A 17,442-nucleotide genomic window follows, 5' to 3' on the forward strand; every position below is an offset into this window, starting at 1 on the left:
GGCTCGACTGCATGTCGTAGATCACCGGGACGCCGTAGAGATGTCCCAAGAGCACCGCCGGGAATGCCGCCTCCTCGACCGCGTGGATGCAGTCATAGCGGCGGCGCCTCAGGCGCCGCCATATGGCCGGAACCAGCGTGGCGTCGAGTGCGAGCTTGCGGAACGAGAACCCGATGGGAACGTGGCGTATTCCAAACGGGTTGGCGCTGCGGATGATCTTGACGCCCGGCAGCTTGATCGGCCGGCCCAGCGGATAGGTTACCACGTCCACCCGATAGTCGAGTTGCCTGAGCGCCCTCAGCACGTTGAGCACGGCGATCGGGGTGCCGCGGTCATCGTAGAACGGCTCCGGGGCCACCACCAGCACGCGGCGCCGCGGGCCATCGGATGCTCGCCATCCCGCCGGGGGCGTGGTGCGGCCCCGGGTTACCGCGAATGCACCGATGCGGTCGTCAGCCCGTTGTGACATCGTCAGTTGGACTCCCCGGCCCGGCGCCGGTGTTGCCGCCCCCGCAACCGCCGGCGCCGACGCTGCGCCGCTTCGCCCTGGTCGGGCGTTGCGCCGCGGCCCCGCTGAGTCGATGCCGCGCGTCGGTGCGAGGGCGCCTCGAGCATGCGAACAATTGGGCGCTTGCAGGAGCAAGTCAACAGCCTTCGAGCAAGTTGCATGCCCTCGGGGAAGTCGCGGCCGGACTTAGCGCAGGAGCATCTTGGCGATGGTCTGAAGCTGCATGTTGCTGGTTCCTTCGTAGATCGTCCCGATCTTCGCGTCCCGGTAATACTTCTCGGCCGGATACTCAGTCGAATAACCGTAGCCGCCGAACAGCTCCAGGCAGCGCGACGTGGTGCGGTCGGCCACCTGCGAGCTGAACAGCTTCGCCATCGCCGCCTCCCGCGCGAACGGCTGGCCGGCATCCTTGAGGCGCGCCGCGTTGTAGACCATGAGCCGCGCGGCCTCCAGCTCGGTGGCCATCTGGGCGAGCTGGAACTGCACGCCCTGGAATTCCGCGATCGCGCGCCCGAACTGCTTCCGCTCCTTCACGTACGCCGTGGCCGCCTCGAGCGCGCCGGTCGCGATGCCGAGCATCTGCGCCCCGATGCCGATGCGGCCTTCATTCAGCGTCTCGATAGCGATCTTGTAGCCCTGACCCACGGGGCCCAGCACGTTCTCGGCCGGCACCCGGGCCTCTTCCAGGATGAGCTCCACCGTGCTCGACGCGCGGATGCCGAGCTTGCTCTCCTTCTTGCCGATGGCGAAGCCGGGAAAATCGCGCTCGACGAGAAACGCGGTGATACCCTTGTAGCCCCTGGCAAAATCGGTGTTGGCGAACACGATGAAGAGGGCCGCCTCGGCCCCGTTCGTGATCCAGAACTTCCGCCCCGTGAGCGCCCAGCCGCCGTCCGTGCGGTCCGCCCGCGTCTCGAGAGCGAACGCATCGCTCCCGCTCGCAGGCTCGGAGAGCGCGAACGCGCCAAGCAGCTCGCTCGTGAGCCGCGGGAAGTACCGCGCGCACTGCGCGTCGCTGCCCCAGCGGCCGAGCGCGTTGTTCACCAGCGTGTTGTGCACGTCCACATAGATCGCCGCCGACGCGTCCACCCGCGCCAGCTCCTCGATTGCGAGCGTCGCCATCAGGATCGTGCCGCCCGCGCCGCCGAACCGCTCCGGTACCCCGATGCCCATGAGCCCGAGCTCGAAGAATTGCCGCAGCAGCTCGGGGCGGAACGCGCCGGCCGCTTCCATTTCGGCCACGTGCGGCCGAACCTCACGCTCGGCGAATTCACGGACGGTCGAGCGGAACAGTTCCTCCTCCTCGGCGAGCGAGGTGAGGGCAGGAATCACGGCGATGGACGCATCGGGCATGGGCGGCTCGCGGGGGAGAAACATGTGACGGCTCATCCAATATCGCGGGACGGCAGCCCGCAAGTCGAGAGCGCGGAGCGCTTCTGCTGCGGCCGGTGACCCGCGCACCATCCCATGTGCCCGGCGCGTCACGGCGCCCCTGCACGGCCGGGGCCTACGTTGCGAAGGAGAGCGGTGCCGTGGCCGCACGGTGGAGCGCCTCGGTCCGCATGGCCGCGCGATGGGGGAGGAGGGTTCCGACGGTGCAACCGACAACGCGACGATCCAACGTTCATGAATGCATCGGTGGTCCGTTCGACGGGGACGGCATCGCCTGCCCCCGGAAGCCAGGCCGCGAGTATCGTGTGCCCCTCACGATGGGCGGGGTCTACCACGGGATGTACGTGCTCGATGTCCGGAGCGGCGCGTGGGTGCTGCGGTGGATTCCGAGCGACGACTGAGCCCAACGCACGCTGAGCGGCGCGCGCGAGGAGGAGTCATGAAGGCGAAGCTGGGAGGATGGTCGACACTCGTGCTCTCGACGCTGCTGGCCGTGGCGCTCGCCGCGGCCCCGGCGCCGCGCCTTGCCGCCCAGGCCACGGTGAACGGGGTGCAATCGGGCGTGCAGGTGGAACAACTGCCCCCGCAGCGTCTGGTGTATGCCGTCTACGATGGGGCCGCTACGGCAACCTCGGTGTTCGGCTCCATCAAGGCGGCGCAGCGCGCCGCCGGAGGGCTGCGCGGCTCGTACGCCGTGGTCCGGAGCCTCGACACCGGCCGCATCACGGTGACGGAGCGGCAAGCGGGCACGCTGGGCCAGACAGCGCTCCTGAGCGGGGTCGTTGCACTGCTCGGCCCTGGAAACCAGCCGAAGGCGCAGAAGGCGGGAGAGAATGCGGCGCAGCCGGCCGCGGTCGACAGCCTGCGTGCCGCGCTCACGCCGGGCACGTCCGCCATCGTCGGCGTCGTGAACGAGCCCTCGGCGGAGGCGGTCGCCAAGCGGCTGCGCGAGAAAAACCCGCGCTCGATCGTGAACGAGCGGGTCATGGTGAATCCGGGCTGAGCGCTCGAGGGCGCGCCCCGCGGCGCGGCGTGCGGCCGCTTTGCGCTCCCGGCTGCGCCGACGCACCTTAGGATCCCGAATCGCTTCTCGTTACGCCTCTCGCGAGGGATCCCAAGTGAGCGAGCGCCCCCGCCCCGCCCCCGCCTTCAGCGTCGCGGCCCGCGCGCGCAGCTTTCGCTACGCGCTGCGCGGCATCGCCGCCGTCCTCCGCACCCAACACAACGCCTGGATCCACGCCGCCGCGTCCGCCGCCGCCGTGGCGCTGGGTATCGCGGTCGGGCTCTCGCGCGCCGAATGGTGCCTGGTGGTGCTCGCGATCGTGGCCGTGTGGACCGCGGAGGCCCTCAACACCGCGTTCGAGGCGCTCTGCGACGTCGCCTCGCCCGGGCTCCATCCGCTGGTCGAGCGCGCCAAGGACATCGCGGCCGGCGCCGTGCTCATCGCGGCGGTGGGGGCCGCAGTGGTGGGGCTGCTGGTCTTCGTGCCCCATCTGCGCGTCACTGCGTAAACTGCCAGCCGATCGCGGCACCGCCGCCGGGGGCCCGGAGAAACGTCGGCGGGCGGATGCCGAATACGCGCCATCGCCCACGCACCAGCTTGGCCGACGTGAACCCCACCAGCGCGCCGAAGCCGGTGTCGCTGAGCCAGTGCTTGTCGTCGTTGATCCGCGAATAGACCACACCGGTGGCCACCGTGTAGAGGCCCACGGTCGCCCAGGTGCGGTGGATGTCGTCGGCGAGCGAGGTGGCGAGCGCGAACGCCACCGCTACGTGGCCCGAGGGCAGCGCGGGGTCGTGCGACAGCGGATCGAAGTCGAACGCGCCGACGCCGCCCGCCGGACGCTCTCGGCCGAGGATTTCCTTGATCGCGAGCGTCGAGCCGCCTGCCAGGCCCACCGACGCCACCGCGCGTGCACCGGTATGGACGAGCGCCGGGCGATGCGCCACGAGGCCCGTCACGATAAGCGCCGCGCTCACCGGTGCGAACACCTCGACCTGTCCCACGTGCCGGAATGCCGACGCGATGTGGTTCGACGTTTCCGAGCGGTGCTCCTGCGCGGAGCGCTCGACCGGCTCGTCGATCAGCATGAGCGTGGACGTGGCCGCGACGGCGCCGGCGGCCTCGTACCAGCGGATGGCGTGGACCGGCGCCGGGGCAATATCCGCTGGCGTGGCGACCGCCGGGGCGATGGCCGCCGGCGTGGCGACCGCCGGGGCGATAGCCGCCGGCGCTGCCTGCGCGCGGAGCGGCGTGAGCGCCGCCGAGCAAAGCAGCCCGGCGGTCCCGATTCGCCACGAGACTTCAGCGAGCATCGGCGCCCGCCGGGGCGCTCGCCGCCGACCCGGCGAGGCTGTCCGCGAGCACCTCGAGCGCCACCGGCACCCGCCCCAGCGGCGCCGCCACCTGCACGCCGTGCACGCGGCTCCGCACCGCCGCGATCATGTCCCGCGCGATGCACACGCCCTCGGCGAGCGCGGCCTCCTTCCCGTTGGCGCTCGCTCGCCGCATCCGGTCCAGCACCGCCTGCGGCACACTCACCCCCGGCACCTCGTTGGCGAGAAACTCCGCGTTCCGGAGCGACACCAGCGGCCAGATGCCCGCCAGCACCGGGATCCGGTACTGCTCGACGTCGCGCAGAAACCGGTCGAGCTGCTCCAGGTCGAACACCGGCTGGGTGATCGCCACTTCGGCTCCGGCCTCGACCTTCCAGGCAAAGCGCCGGAGCTCGCGCTCGCGGTCGGCCGCGGTGGGGTTGGCGCCGACGGCGATCAGAAACCGCGTCCTGTCGCCCAGCGCATTGCCGCCCGGGTCGAGCCCGTGATTGAGCCGCGAGACCAGGTTCGTGAGTCCGATCGAATCGATGTCGAACACCGCGGTGGCATCGGGATAGGGGCCCATCTTGGGTGGGTCGCCCGTCACGATGAGCAGGTTGTTGAGCCCCGCCGCCGCGGCGCCGAGGAGGTCCGAGAGCATGCCGAGAAGGTTGCGGTCGCGGCAGGCGTAGTGCACCACCGCCTCGATCCCGACCTCGCGCTGGATCATGAGGCCCGAGAGGAGCGCCCCCATCCTGCTCTGCGCCCGCGGGCCGTCGGGCACGTTCACCGCGTCCACGCCCGCCGCCTTGAGCTGGCGGCACTGCTCGAACATGGGCTGCGGCCGCACGCCTTTGGGCGGCACGATCTCGACCGTCGTGATGAACCCGCCGTTGGCGAGCTTGGCCGCGAGCCGGGAGCGCTCCGCCATCGGGACCGGTGGGGTGGCGCTGGCCGGCACCGGCGCCGCACTCGTGGCGTCCATTGCTGTCAGGGTGCCGGTGGCGGTCACGCCGAGGTGCCGGGGCGAGACGCTCCGCACGAACTTGGCTACCTCGCGGATGTGCTCGGGCGTCGTCCCGCAACACCCGCCCACGAAGCGCGCGCCCGCCTCCACGATCCACTTGGCGTACGTCCCCATGTATTCGGGGCTCGCCATGTAGATCTTTCGGTCCTCGATCTCGCGCGGCAAGCCCGCGTTGGGCTGCGCGCTGATCGGGAGCGTGATGCTCTTGGCGAGCTTCTCCACCGCCTCGAGCACGCCCGCCGGCCCCACCGAACAGTTGACGCCGACGGCGTCCACGCCCATCGCGGCAATCCGCGGTCCGAACACCGTGGGGTCCGTGCCGTAGTGCGTCTTTCCATCGGTGCCGATCGTCATCTGCGCGATGATCGGGAGGTCCGACACCTCGCGCACCGCGAGCACCGCGGCGCCAAGCTCCTTCACGTCGCTGAACGTCTCGAGGATGAAGCCGTGCACGCCGCCCTCGACGAGCCCCGCCGCCTGGCGGCGGAACGCTGCTTTCGCCTCGGCCACCGACGTTTCGCCGTAGGGCTCGATCCGCACACCGAGCGGCCCGATCGCCCCGGCCACGGCGGCGCGCTCGCCCGCCGCTTCGCGCGCGAGCGCCGCGGCCGCCGCGTTGATCCGCTCGGTGTCCGCCGCGAGCCCGTAGTGCGCCAGCTTGAGCGGGTTCGCGCCGAATGTGTTGGTCTCCAGCAACTCGGCTCCCGCGCGCACGTAGTCGCGGTGGATCTCGCGCACGAGATCCGGCTGCCGGAGGCTCAGCTCGTCGTAGCAGACGTTGAGGAAGACGCCGCGCCCATAGAGCATCGTGCCCATGGCGCCGTCCACCACGTGGACCCGGTTGTCGGTGAGGAGATCGCGGATGGTTGGCATGGTTGCGCCCGTCAGGCCCTCTCGTAATTGAGATTCGCCGCGAGCCACCGCTCCACCGCGGCCACGTCCATCCCCTTGCGGCGGGCGTAGTCCTCGACCTGGTCACGATCGATGCGCCCCACGCCGAAGTAGCGCGCCTCGGGGCGCCAGAAGTAGTACCCGCTGACGCTCGCCGCGGGCAGCATCGCATAGCTCTCGGTGAGCTGAATGCCCGCGTTGGCTTCCGCGTGGAGCAGGTCGAAGATCGTGCGCTTTTCCGTGTGATCGGGACATGCGGGATATCCGGGCGCGGGGCGAATGCCCTGGTACTGCTCCCGGATGAGCGCGGCGTTGTCGAGCGCCTCCCCGCGCGCGAAGCCCCAGAACTCCGTCCGCACCCGCTCGTGCAGCCGTTCGGCAAAGGCTTCCGCCAGCCGGTCGGCCAGCGCCTTGGCGAGGATCGCGTTGTAGTCGTCGTGCGCCGCCTGGTGCTGCGCCACCAGCGCATCGAGCCCGTGGCCGGCCGTCACGGCAAACGCGCCTACCCAGTCGCGCTCCGCGCGCCCGCCACGGTTTTCGCTCGCGCTGCCGTCCCCCCGCGGCGCCACGTAATCCGCGAGCGCCAGGTTCGCCCGCCCCGCGCCTTTCGCCATCTGCTGCCGGAGCGTGTGGATCACGGCCGTCGGGTGCGTGCCCCGCTCGTCGGCATAGAGCTCGATGTCGTCGCCAACGCTGTTTGCCGGCCAGAAGCCGAACGCTGCGCGCGCACGGAGCTGCCGCTCCGCCACGATCGTGGCCAGCATCCGCTCGGCGTCCGCAAAGAGGCTCCGCGCCGCGGGACCCCTCGTCGGGTCGTCGAGGATCGCCGGGTAGTGACCGGCCAGCTCCCACGTCTGGAAGAATGGCGTCCAGTCGATCCGGCCGACCAGCTCCTCGAGCGGATAGCCGTCGAGCACCTGGATCCCGGTGACGCAGGGGCGGGGAACGGCCACGCTGAGGTCGGGCACCAGGCGGTTGGCCCGCGCTTGGGCGAGTGTCGCCCGGTGCTCGTCGCTCCGCCGCTCCGCCCGGGCCGCGCGCACCCGGCCGTATTCCGCGCGGACGCCGCGGACGAACTCGTCGCGGAGGCCGTCGCTCAAGAGGCTTGCGGCCACACCCACCGCGCGCGAGGCGTCGAGCACGTGCACCGTGGGTGCCGAGTAGTGTGGCTCGATCTTCACCGCCGTGTGCACCCGCGACGTGGTGGCGCCGCCGATGAGGAGCGGCGTCGTGAATCCCTCGCGCTCGAGCTCACCCGCCACGAACGCCATCTCCTCCAGCGATGGCGTGATGAGCCCGCTCAACCCGATGAGATCGGCCGCTTCGCGCCGCGCCGTCTCCAGGATTCTGGCGCACGGCACCATCACACCGAGGTCGACCACGTCGAAGTTGTTGCACTGGAGCACGACGCCCACGATGTTCTTGCCGATGTCGTGCACGTCGCCCTTCACGGTGGCGAGCAGCACCTTTCCCTTGGGCTTGGCCCCCGCGTCCTTTTCCGCCTCGATGAACGGCACCAGGTGGGCCACCGCCTTCTTCATGACCCGCGCGCTCTTCACCACCTGCGGCAGAAACATCTTGCCCGAGCCGAACAGGTCGCCCACGACGTTCATACCGTCCATCAGTGGCCCCTCGATCACCTCGATCGGGTGGGCGAATTGCCGCCGCGCCTCCTCGGTATCCTCGATGACCCAGTCGGCGATCCCCTCCACCAGTGCGTGCGCCAGCCGCTCGGACACCGGCTTGGCGCGCCACGCGAGGTCCTGCTCCGGCGCTGCCTTGCCCGTCACCGAATCGGCCACGGCGAGCAGGCGCTCGGTCGCATCCGGCCGGCGGTTGAGCACCACGTCTTCCACTCGCTCCAGCAACTCCGGCGGAATGTCGGCGTAGATCGCGAGCTGCCCAGCATTCACGATCCCCATGTCCATCCCGGCCGCGATCGCGTGGTACAGAAACACCGAGTGGATCGCCTCCCGCACCGGATCGTTCCCGCGGAAGGAGAACGAGACGTTGCTCACCCCGCCGCTCACGAGCGCGTGCGGCAGCGTCGCCTTGATCCGCCGCGTCGCCTCGATGTAGTCCATGGCGTAGTTCGCGTGCTCCTCGATGCCGGTGGCGATCGCGAAAATATTGGGGTCGAGAATCACGTCGCTCGGGGCGAACCCGACCCGCTCGGTGAGGATGCGGTACGAGCGGGCGCAGATCTCCACTTTGCGGTCGGCGGAGTCGGCCTGGCCCCGCTCGTCGAACGCCATGACGATCACCGCGGCACCGTAGCGGCGCACCAGCGTCGCCTGGCGCACGAACGCCTCCTCGCCCTCCTTCAGGCTGATCGAGTTGACGATGCCCTTGCCCTGGACGCACTTGAGCCCCGCCTCGATCACCGACCACTTGGAGGAGTCGAGCACCACCGGCACCCGGCTGATCGCGGGCTCCGAGGCGACCAGCTTGAGGAACGTGCTCATGGCGTGCTCCGAGTCGAGCATCGCCTCGTCCATGTTCACGTCGATCATTTGCGCGCCGCTCTCCACCTGCTGGCGCGCCACCTCGAGTGCGTCCTCGTACTTGCCGTCCAGCACCAGCTTGGCAAACCGCCGCGAGCCGGTCACGTTGGTCCGCTCGCCCACGTTGACGAAGTTGGTTTCCGGCCCGATCACGAGCGGCTCGAGCCCGCTCAAGCGACAGAGCGGAGCCACCGCGGGAGCGCGGCGCGGCGTGAGCCCGTGCACCGCGTCCGCGATTGCGCGGATGTGCGCCGGCGTCGTCCCGCAGCACCCGCCCACGACGTTCACGAGGCCGTGCTCCGCGAACTCGCGCAGCGTCGCCGCCATTGACTCGGGCGTCTCGTCGTACTCGCCCATCTCGTTCGGGAGCCCGGCGTTCGGGTGCGCGCTCACCCGCACCGGTGCCACCCGGGCCAGCTCCTGCACGTGCGGCCGGAGCGCGCGCGCGCCGAGCGCGCAGTTGAAGCCGACGGTGATGGGGCGCGCGTGCGCCACGGAATACCAGAACGCCTCCGGCGTCTGGCCCGAGAGCGTGCGCCCGCTCTGGTCGGTGATCGTGCCCGAGATCATCACCGGCACCCGCTCGCCCCGCTCCTCGAACACCCGCTCGATCGCAAAGATGGCCGCCTTCGCGTTGAGAGTATCGAAGATCGTCTCGACCAGCAGCAGATCCGCCCCGCCGTCGAGCAGGGCGTGCGCCGCCTCGGCGTAGGTGTCCGCGAGCTGGTCGAAGGCGACGTTCCGGAATCCGGGGTCGTTCACGTCCGGCGAGAGCGACGCGGTGCGGCTCGTGGGCCCGAGCACACCCGCCACGTATCGTGGCCGCGTGGGCTCCGCGCGCTCCGCCGCGTCACAGGCCTCACGCGCGAGCCGCGCACCGGCGCGGTTGAGCTCCGGCACCAGCGCCTCCATCCCGTAGTCCGCCATGGAGACGGCGGTAGAGTTGAAGGTGTTGGTTTCGATGATGTCGGCGTCCGCCTCGAGGTACGCCCGGTGGATCCCGCGGATGATCTCGGGCTGGGTGAGCGAGAGCAGGTCGTTGTTGCCCTTGAGATCGCGCGGCCACTCGGTAAAACGGGTTCCCCGGTAGTCCCGCTCCCCCAGCCGATGGCTCTGGATCATCGTCCCCATCGCTCCGTCGAGGACCAGGATCCGCTCTTCGAGCAGCGCATCGAGGCGTGCCAACCGCGCCGCGCGGGCGCGGAGGTCCGGTGCGAAATCGTCGGCGGCCGAAGATGTCTGTGTCACGCCTTCCCCCAACTCTGCGCCCGGAACCATCCGGTCCCCAAAGCGAAATGCCCGGAGCCAAAACGGCCCCGGGCAACGGCGGCGTTTTAGCGGTTGTTTAACGTGGCCGCAAGCTGCCTGCAAATCGCCACGAAAATCGGATTGTCTTCCATCTGCAAACTAGCACCTCCGGCCGCGTGCGTTCAAGGGGCCGGCGCCGGGAGGCCGCGACTGGCTCGGGTCGGCCTCCGCGGGTACATTCGGGCGTCAACCGGGAGCCTACCGAACCGTGGATTTGCGCGAGCAGCTCGAGGCTGCCCTCGGAGCAGCCTACACCATCGAGAGCGAGCTTGGTGGTGGCGGCATGTCGCGTGTGTTCATTGCGCACGAGAAGGCGCTTGGCCGCAAGGTCGTCGTCAAGCTGCTCCCTCCCGAGCTCGCCGCGTCGGTCAACCTCGAGCGGTTCCGCCGGGAAATCCTCCTCGCCGCGGGCTTGCAGCACCCCTGCATCGTCCCGCTCCTCGCCGCGGGCGAGATGGACGGGCTCCCCTATCTCACCATGCCCCTCGTCGTCGGCGAGTCGCTGCGCGCGCGGCTCAGCCGGAACGGGGCGATCGAGATCCCCGACGCGGTGCGGATCCTCCGCGACATCGGCTCGGCGCTCACGTACGCGCACGAGCACGGCGTCGTCCATCGCGACATCAAACCCGACAACGTCCTGCTCTCCGGCGGGTTCGCCCTCATCACTGATTTCGGCGTGGCGAAGGCGGTGACCGCCGCCGCCGGCAGCGGCGCAGCCGGGCTCACGTCCACCGGGCTCGCGATCGGCACGCCGGCCTACATGGCGCCCGAGCAGGTGGTCGCCGACACCAACTGCGACCATCGGGTCGATCTCTACGCCTTCGGGATGATGGGCTACGAGATGATCGCCGGGCAGCACCCGTTTGGCGGGCGCCCGCCGCGCTCGCTGCTCGCCGCGCAGGTCATGGAGGTGCCCCCGCCACTCGGCTCCGTCTGCCCGGAAACGCCGAGCGAGCTGGCTGAGCTCATCGGCCGGTGTCTTGCCAAGGAGCCCGCCGACCGCCCGCAATCCGCCGCAGGCATCATGGCGGCGCTCGACCGGGTTGACGCCGCGGGGCGGAGCGCGCGCTCGATCCGGCCGCCGGGCGTGCGCTCCGCCGTCGGTCCCGCGGTCGGACTGGAAACCCCGCCGGCCGTTTCCTCCCCCTCGCCCGCGCCCCCCACGTTGCCGCGTACCACCGTATCGCGCCCAACCGGGCGGATGACATCCGGCGGCAGCCGCCGCCGCAGCGGTGCGCGCAAGGAGCGGCCGATCGACTCGCTTGCCATCCTGCCGTTCCTCAACGCGAGCGCTAACCCGGATGACGAGTTCCTGAGCGACGGCATCGCCGAAACCATCATCAACAAGCTCTCGCGGATTCCGGGCCTCAGGGTCGCCGCCCGCTCGGTGGTCTTCCGCTACAAGGACCGCGACGTGGATCCGATGGCCGCGGCAAAGGACATGCGGGTGCGCGCGTTCGTGAGCGGCCGCGTCATCCACCGGGGCGACGCGCTCGTGGTCAAGGTGGAGCTGGTGGACACCCAATCCGGGTCTCAGCTCTGGGGCGACCAGTACAACCGCCCGTTCGCCGACATCTTCGCCGTGCAGGAAGAGATGGCCGCCGAAATCTCCCGCGCGCTCCAGCTCCAGCTTACCAGTGAGGACAAGCGGCAGCTCGGCAAGCGGGAAACCCAAAACGCCGCGGCCTATCAGGCCTACCTCAAGGGCCGCTACTACTGGAACCAGCGCACCATCGAGCCGCTCCGCCTTGCCAACCGCTACTTCCACGAGGCGATCGCGGCTGACCCCGCGTACGCCATCGCGTACGCCGGCCTCTCCGACACCTACAGCGTGCTTGGCTACTATGGCGCCGAGCGCCCTCGCGATGCATCGCCTCGGGCACGCGCGGCCGCGCTCCGGGCCCTTGAAATCGATCCGCAGCTGGCGGAGGCGCACGCGTCGATGGCGTTCGTGCAGTTGTTCTACGAGCGCGACTATGCCGGCGCAGGCCGCGAGCTCGAGCGGGCCATGGAGCTCGATCCCGGCTATGCGACCGCGCACCAGTGGTACGGCTGGTACCTCCTCATCATGCGGCGTTTCGAGGAGTCGGTCGCCTCGTTCGAGCGCGCCCTCGAGCGCGACCCGCTCTCGCTCATCATCAACGACCATTACGCCTATGGGCTCGGGCTCGCCGGACGGTGGGATGATGCGATCGAGCAGTGCCGCAAGACCACGGAGCTGAGCCCGGTCTTCCCCCTTGTCTTCTGGCGTCTCGGCTGGATCTACGCCGAGCTCGGGCGCTACGAGGAGGCGATCGTCGCGTACCGGCGCTGTGTCGAGGGCACGAGAGGGCTCGTCGCGCTCGGCGATCTGGGACAGGCATACGGTCTCGCGGGGCAGCGCGGCGAGGCCCGCGGTGTTCTCGCACGACTCGAGGAGATGTCGCGGACGACATACACCTCGCCGCTGTGCAGCGCCATCGCGCACTCCGGGATCGGTGAGGACGACGCGGCCTTCGCGGACTTGGAGCGCGCCTACGACGACCGTGCGAGCGACCTCTCGCGCCTGGATCTTCTCCACTGGCCCGACTCGATGCGGACCGACGCCCGCTTCGCCTCGCTCCTCACGCGGCTCGGACTCGCGCGCTGATGGTTCTCCCCAACGACGGAGGAGTTCCGATGCTGGTCTTCTCGATTCCCCTGGGCCCGGCCGACCGCCTCGCGCAGCTTTTCTCCTATCCCAATATTCCGGGCAGCGCCGCGACTCTCGCGGAGACCATTCACCGCTGGTTCGATCAGACCCTCCGCCGCGATGGTCTCGCCGCCCGCGACGCGACCTTCAACCTGCGGGTGAACGACGGCGCCTACACGCTGAACCTCATCGGCCCGCCGTCCGTCTCGGGCGATCTGCTGGTGTACACCAAGCGCCTGCCGCAGTTCCTGAAGAACGGCTGGGGTGCGCTGTCCACCGACATCCCGGCCATCAAGGCCGCGAACCTCTGGGATCCCCAGAACAACGGCTGGCGCTTCATGCTGCCCTGGGGCATGGCGATGGTCCGGCACCGGGCCCTCCAGCTCTTCCACTTTCCGCCGATGAACCTGCTCGATCCCTCGCGCGATTATCTGGACGACGCGGTGCCGGTCCGCTGCGACGAGCTGCTTCAGGCCAACGGCGTCACCGCCCGCGAAGACCTCGATCTGCTCTCGCGCGTGATCGATTGCGTGCCGATCGCCGCGGGGGACGACCAGGGCACGTACATCTCACCCACCGTGACGCCGACGGACTATTTCGCGGATTACCAGAAGGGACAGATCGCGCTCCTGCTCAATCTCGCCGCATCCAACCCGGCGTTCACTGTCCCGCTCGTCGTGTACGGCGGTCCGGCCAAGACCGTTTTCCAGGAGCTCTTCGGTGTCACCCTGGGTGTGAATCAGGCCGTCATGGTCGAGATCCTGCCCGGCGTGGGCACGCCGGTGCTCGGCGCCAACCACCCCTACTACTTCTTTGCCCAGGCGCAGGGCTTCGATACGGTCGGCGACGGCAAGATGATCGCGGCGGACTGCCCGACCGCGCAGCAGCTCATGGTGCAGGATCTCATTGCCGCGCGCTGGCTCGCGGCGATGGCAAACGATCCAAGCCAGAACCCGCAGGCGGTGCTCAGCGCCTGCACCAGCTACTGGAATGATCCCGCGCAGGCCGGCGCCGTGTGTGCCATGGTGCAGCACGAAGGTTCGCTTTACTACGCCAACGGCACTCCGGCGGACTTCAGCTTTCCGGTCTCCCTCGAGCAGGGCGCGGCCTTCTGCCAGGCCAACGGCAATAACCCGTGCGCGGCCGCGCCCGCCCAACCGGCCGCGGCCGCGGTGGCAAGTTCAGGCGGCGCCGTTCCCTGAGATCATCGCGGCCGCCTTCTCGCCGATCATGACCGAGGGGGCGTTCGTGTTGCCGGTCGTGACCGTGGGCATGATCGAGGCGTCCGCCACCCGGAGCCCCTGGGTTCCGTACACCCTGAGCTCGGGGTCCACGACGCAGGTCTCGTCGATCCCCATCTTGCAACTCCCGGCGGGGTGGAAGTACGTCGTGACGCTCTGGCGGAGAAAGTCGGCCATCTCGGCGCGGCCGAGCGGCCCGGGCATTACTTCCCGCTTGCGAAATTCGGCAAAGGCGCCGGTGGCGCCGATTTCCCGGCAGAGATCGATCGCGAAGAGCAGCGCCTGAACGTCCGCATCCCGGCCCAGGTAGTTCATGTCGATCGCCGGCGGGATCGTGGGGTCGGGCGAGGTGATCGTGACACTGCCGCGCGCGGCCGGACGCACGAGCGACGGCGCGATCGCATAGCAGTTGGGCGACGGGAGCCTTCCCGCGAGCTCCGGCGTGGCGAACGGAAACTCTATGATCACCGGCTGGATGTCGGGACAGATCATCCGCTGATCCGACTTCCACCAGAGCGTGCTCTCGGCGCCGTTGTTCCTCGGCGGCGGCAGGGTGCCTTTCGTTTCGTAGTTGATGGCGCCCACCAGCGGATGGTCGTGCAGGTTCTTTCCCACGCCGGGCAGGTTCACCGTGACGTGCACGTCGAGCGCCCGCAACTCGTCCGCGGGGCCGATCCCGGAAAGCTGCAGGAGCCGCGGCGAGCCGATCGCGCCAGCGCAGACGATCACCTCACGTGCCGCCCGCGCCGACGCCGGCGCGCCATCCCGCCGGTATTCGACGCCAACGCACCGGGTGCCCTCGAACCGCAGGCAGTGTACTTCGGCGTTGGTGTGCACCGTGAGGTTCGATCGCTGCCTGGCCGCCTCCAGATAGGCGCGCGCCACGCTGTTCCGCTTGCCGTTCTTGATGGTGACGTTGAAGAAGCTCGCGCCGAGCATGGACGGGCCGTTGTTGTCCTCCACGATCGGCAGCCCCATCTCCCCAGCGCCGGCAATGAAGGCGCTCGCGATCGGATTGGGGTCGTCCGGCAGTTGCACGTGCAGCGGCCCGCCGACTGCGCGGTACTCGCTTGGCCCCCCGGCGTAGTCCTCGATTTTCTTGAAGAGCGGCAGTACGCTCGCGAAGTCCCAGCCGGGGTTGCCCTGATAGGCCCAGTTGTCGAAATCGGTCGGGTGGCCGCGCACCCAGGCGTTCGCGTTATGGCTGTGACAGCCGCCGATCATCTTGCCGCGGGGGCAGTGGACCACGCGACCTGCTGCATGGTGCTGGGCCGTGGTGCTGTAGCCCCAATCCAGGGCACCGTAGAAGAGCGTCGGCCACCTGGTCGGGTCCTCCACCGCGGCGTGCGCGTCCGAACCACCCGCCTCGAGCAGCAGCACCCGGACGTCGGGGTTCTCCGAGAGCCGGGTGCTCACCACACACCCCGCGGAGCCAGCGCCGATCACGAGGTAGTCGCAGGCGTCCGCCGGCCGCCGGGCCATGGTGGTCTCCCTCGAAGTGTGGGGTGGAAAATGCGGCGGCGACCGTCACACCAGCGCGCGAATCACCGCCTGCTGCGCGATCCAGAGCAGAAAGTACGCGACGAGCGGGCTCAAGTCGAGCGGCCCAAATGGCGGCAGCACCCGCCGGAGCGGTTCAAGCAGCCACTCGGTGAGCGCCATCACCGGCCGCATCCACGGCCGGTGCGGCGAGATGCCGATCCACGCCGCAATCACCCGCACGATGAGCGCGATCATCAGGATCCGGAAGACCCACGACACCGCCTCGATGAGCCAGATCTGCGGGGTCGCGTGCGCCAGCCCGGCCATCTCGTAGGCGAACCCGATCAGCCAGTCGATGCCCGCGATGAGCAGCAAACCGCCCACGACGACGATCACGAGCAGCCAGAGCGGCGCATCCTTCGGGTTCCCGCCCGAGCGAAGGATCCGCCGCTCGAGCGGTAGCAGCACCGGCTCGCTCATCCGGCGGACGAACCTCGCCCAGCCGCCGAACGGGCTCAACCGCTTCGACCGCACCGCCCCTGTGGTGAGCGCGATGACCGCCGCGTACGCGAGCGCCGCGACCGCAAGCCAGCGCGCCACGAGCTGCAGGAGTGCCGGGATCACGGCGCGGGGACCTCGTACTGCGCGACGGCTCCCGATGCCGTGGTACAGACGAGCCTGAACCGGCCCCCGTTGAGCGACGCCTCCTCCAGTACCCGCGGGTTCGCCTCGCACGCGGCCACCCGCCGCCCGCGCGGCTGGCGAAAGGCGACGGTGACGAGCGACGAATCGCTCACGACGGCGATGCGGCGCACGAACAGCGGGGCGAGGCTGTCGATGCCCATCTGGCGAAGCGAGCTGGGGGGACGGCCGCGGTGCGAGCCCTGATAGTCAGCCGCGCGGTCCACCAGCACGAAGGCCTCGCGGCCCAGCAGGGCGGCGTCCCGCACGGCGGGAGGAAGGGTGTCCACTGCGCGATTCGAAGCCGCCGCGGCCGCTGGCGACGATCGGCCGCAGCCGGATACAATGGCGGCGAGCAGGACCGTACCAGCGAGCCCGCGGGTCATTCCATTGCGAATTCGCGGTTGAACACGACGTCGAAGCGGAAGGTCTTCGCGCGGCTTCGGGTTTCCATGATTTCCGCCACCCGCCTCAGCCGATCCGGAATCGCCAGGATCTTTTCCTGGGCGATGCGGCCCAGCTCGCCAAGTCCGGTGAGCTTCTCGATCCGCCAGTACCGGATCTGCTCCTGGACGATGCGCAGATAGTCGCGGGGACCGTAGATGCCCGCGCGGCGGATCACGTCCGCCAGCTCGCGGAAGCCCGGCATCGAGTGGCCCGGCATATCGATGCTCGGCAGGATGAACGATGCGGAGTGGAGCGCCTGGTCAGGATCGCGCTTGAGGATTTCCTCGAAGACGGTACGGTAGAACGTGTAGTGCCGGGCCTCTTCCCGCGCCACGTTGCCGAGGATGATGCCGAGACTGGGTTCGTACTCGGCCGCGAGCTTGCCGGTTTCCGCGTGCGAGTGCTGGGTCGCGCGCTCCTGAACCGTGGTGTAGGCGAACACCCGGTAAGGGTCGCGGTCCCACGCCGGGTGGAACCCCGCCTTGAGATACTCGAACTGCATCTCCTCGAGCCGGCGCTGCTGCAGGACCCGCGACTCCCGGGCGTAGTCGTGGATGATTTGGCCGTGCCGGTCTTCCTCGGCCGTCCAGAGGTTGTTCCACGTCCGCCAGTGGCTGTCGTCGCCCAGGTACACGGCGAGCAGCCTGTGGAAGTGGGGCAGCCCTTCCTCGGTGAGGAGGTTGAGCGCGAGCGCCGCGCGCACCGGGTCGGGAATCCCGGCGGCGCGCTCGCGGAGCTTGGCAAAATGGGTGTCGGGGCATTCGTCGGGAGCCGGATTGATGAGGTCCGCCGGAAACCACAACTCCCGCTTCTCCTCGTGGATCTGCATCAGCTCCCGGACCTTGGCCTCAAGGTCCTGAAGCACCTCGATTTTCGAGAACAGCTCCCGCGCAGCTTCCGTGATGCCCATGGCTCGCGTCGTTGGAGGATACCGGCGCCCGAAGGAACGCCGCAGGTACACACGCAAAGACCAG

At 69.5% G+C, this 17,442-nt stretch carries 13 protein-coding genes and 1 riboswitch; of the genes, 4 read left to right on the plus strand and 9 right to left on the minus strand.

The window, feature by feature from the left end; all coding sequences use genetic code 11:
• Window positions 1-469, minus strand: a 469-nt coding sequence (locus VFW66_09075; GenBank protein HEX5386837.1) for a glycosyltransferase, incomplete at its 3' end; no start/stop codon positions are given.
• Between the two features lie 225 nt (window positions 470-694).
• Complete coding sequence (locus VFW66_09080) at window positions 695-1,897, minus strand: acyl-CoA dehydrogenase (GenBank protein ID HEX5386838.1); 1,203 nt, start codon at window positions 1,895-1,897, stop codon at window positions 695-697.
• Between the two features lie 442 nt (window positions 1,898-2,339).
• Between VFW66_09080 and VFW66_09085 the strand changes: the two genes are divergently transcribed.
• On the plus strand, window positions 2,340-2,903 hold the full coding sequence (locus tag VFW66_09085) for a hypothetical protein (protein ID HEX5386839.1): 564 nt from the start codon (window positions 2,340-2,342) through the stop codon (window positions 2,901-2,903).
• A 115-nt stretch (window positions 2,904-3,018) separates the two neighbouring features.
• Window positions 3,019-3,411: a diacylglycerol kinase family protein gene (locus VFW66_09090; protein HEX5386840.1), complete on the plus strand. Its 393-nt coding sequence runs from the start codon at window positions 3,019-3,021 to the stop codon at window positions 3,409-3,411.
• On the opposite strand, the gene VFW66_09095 is transcribed toward VFW66_09090, so the two are convergent.
• The 3 genes from VFW66_09095 to metH are packed head-to-tail and all read right to left on the minus strand — an operon-like array spanning window position 3,401 to window position 9,886.
• Entirely contained in the window at window positions 3,401-4,216 is an 816-nt protein-coding gene (locus VFW66_09095) for a phosphatase PAP2 family protein (GenBank protein ID HEX5386841.1), read from the minus strand. The two genes, VFW66_09090 and VFW66_09095, sit on opposite strands and share 11 nt — an antisense overlap.
• On the minus strand, window positions 4,206-6,116 hold the full coding sequence (locus VFW66_09100) for a bifunctional homocysteine S-methyltransferase/methylenetetrahydrofolate reductase (GenBank protein HEX5386842.1): 1,911 nt from the start codon (window positions 6,114-6,116) through the stop codon (window positions 4,206-4,208). The genes VFW66_09095 and VFW66_09100 overlap by 11 nt, the downstream gene beginning before the upstream one ends.
• A gap of 11 nt (window positions 6,117-6,127) precedes the next feature.
• Window positions 6,128-9,886, minus strand: coding sequence for a methionine synthase (metH, locus tag VFW66_09105; GenBank protein HEX5386843.1), 3,759 nt, complete (start codon window positions 9,884-9,886; stop codon window positions 6,128-6,130).
• Window positions 9,887-9,952: 66 nt separating this feature from the next.
• A riboswitch (SAM riboswitch) is annotated at window positions 9,953-10,027 on the minus strand.
• Window positions 10,028-10,154: 127 nt separating this feature from the next.
• Here metH and VFW66_09110 point away from each other — a divergent pair.
• Entirely contained in the window at window positions 10,155-12,575 is a 2,421-nt protein-coding gene (locus VFW66_09110) for a protein kinase (GenBank protein ID HEX5386844.1), read from the plus strand.
• A gap of 29 nt (window positions 12,576-12,604) precedes the next feature.
• Window positions 12,605-13,819: a hypothetical protein gene (locus VFW66_09115; protein ID HEX5386845.1), complete on the plus strand. Its 1,215-nt coding sequence runs from the start codon at window positions 12,605-12,607 to the stop codon at window positions 13,817-13,819.
• Here the strand turns inward: VFW66_09115 and VFW66_09120 are convergent.
• The 4 genes from VFW66_09120 to VFW66_09135 form a co-directional block, all read right to left on the minus strand.
• On the minus strand, window positions 13,799-15,340 hold the full coding sequence (locus tag VFW66_09120; GenBank protein HEX5386846.1) for a GMC family oxidoreductase N-terminal domain-containing protein: 1,542 nt from the start codon (window positions 15,338-15,340) through the stop codon (window positions 13,799-13,801). The genes VFW66_09115 and VFW66_09120 overlap by 21 nt on opposite strands.
• A gap of 45 nt (window positions 15,341-15,385) precedes the next feature.
• A complete protein-coding gene (locus VFW66_09125) occupies window positions 15,386-15,964 on the minus strand; it encodes a YggT family protein (GenBank protein ID HEX5386847.1) in 579 nt (192 codons plus the stop codon).
• Window positions 15,961-16,311, minus strand: a complete 351-nt coding sequence (locus tag VFW66_09130; protein ID HEX5386848.1) for a hypothetical protein — start codon at window positions 16,309-16,311, stop codon at window positions 15,961-15,963. The genes VFW66_09125 and VFW66_09130 overlap by 4 nt, the downstream gene beginning before the upstream one ends.
• A gap of 92 nt (window positions 16,312-16,403) precedes the next feature.
• On the minus strand, window positions 16,404-17,378 hold the full coding sequence (locus VFW66_09135) for an acyl-ACP desaturase (GenBank protein ID HEX5386849.1): 975 nt from the start codon (window positions 17,376-17,378) through the stop codon (window positions 16,404-16,406).
• Between the last annotated feature and the right edge of the window lie 64 nt (window positions 17,379-17,442).

The organism is Gemmatimonadales bacterium, from assembly GCA_036279355.1.
Lineage (GTDB): Bacteria > Gemmatimonadota > Gemmatimonadetes > Gemmatimonadales > GWC2-71-9 > DASQPE01.

What these genes read in the sequence shown, in the direction of transcription:
- VFW66_09100 (HEX5386842.1), bottom strand. Translation starts at nt 6,116, where the DNA reads ATGCCAACCATCCGCGATCTCCTCACCGACAACCGGGTCCACGTGGTG.
- VFW66_09095 (HEX5386841.1), bottom strand. Translation starts at nt 4,216, where the DNA reads ATGCTCGCTGAAGTCTCGTGGCGAATCGGGACCGCCGGGCTGCTTTGC.
- VFW66_09120 (HEX5386846.1), bottom strand. Translation starts at nt 15,340, where the DNA reads ATGGCCCGGCGGCCGGCGGACGCCTGCGACTACCTCGTGATCGGCGCT.
- VFW66_09080 (HEX5386838.1), bottom strand. Translation starts at nt 1,897, where the DNA reads ATGAGCCGTCACATGTTTCTCCCCCGCGAGCCGCCCATGCCCGATGCG.
- VFW66_09085 (HEX5386839.1), top strand. Translation starts at nt 2,340, where the DNA reads ATGAAGGCGAAGCTGGGAGGATGGTCGACACTCGTGCTCTCGACGCTG.
- VFW66_09135 (HEX5386849.1), bottom strand. Translation starts at nt 17,378, where the DNA reads ATGGGCATCACGGAAGCTGCGCGGGAGCTGTTCTCGAAAATCGAGGTG.
- VFW66_09115 (HEX5386845.1), top strand. Translation starts at nt 12,605, where the DNA reads ATGCTGGTCTTCTCGATTCCCCTGGGCCCGGCCGACCGCCTCGCGCAG.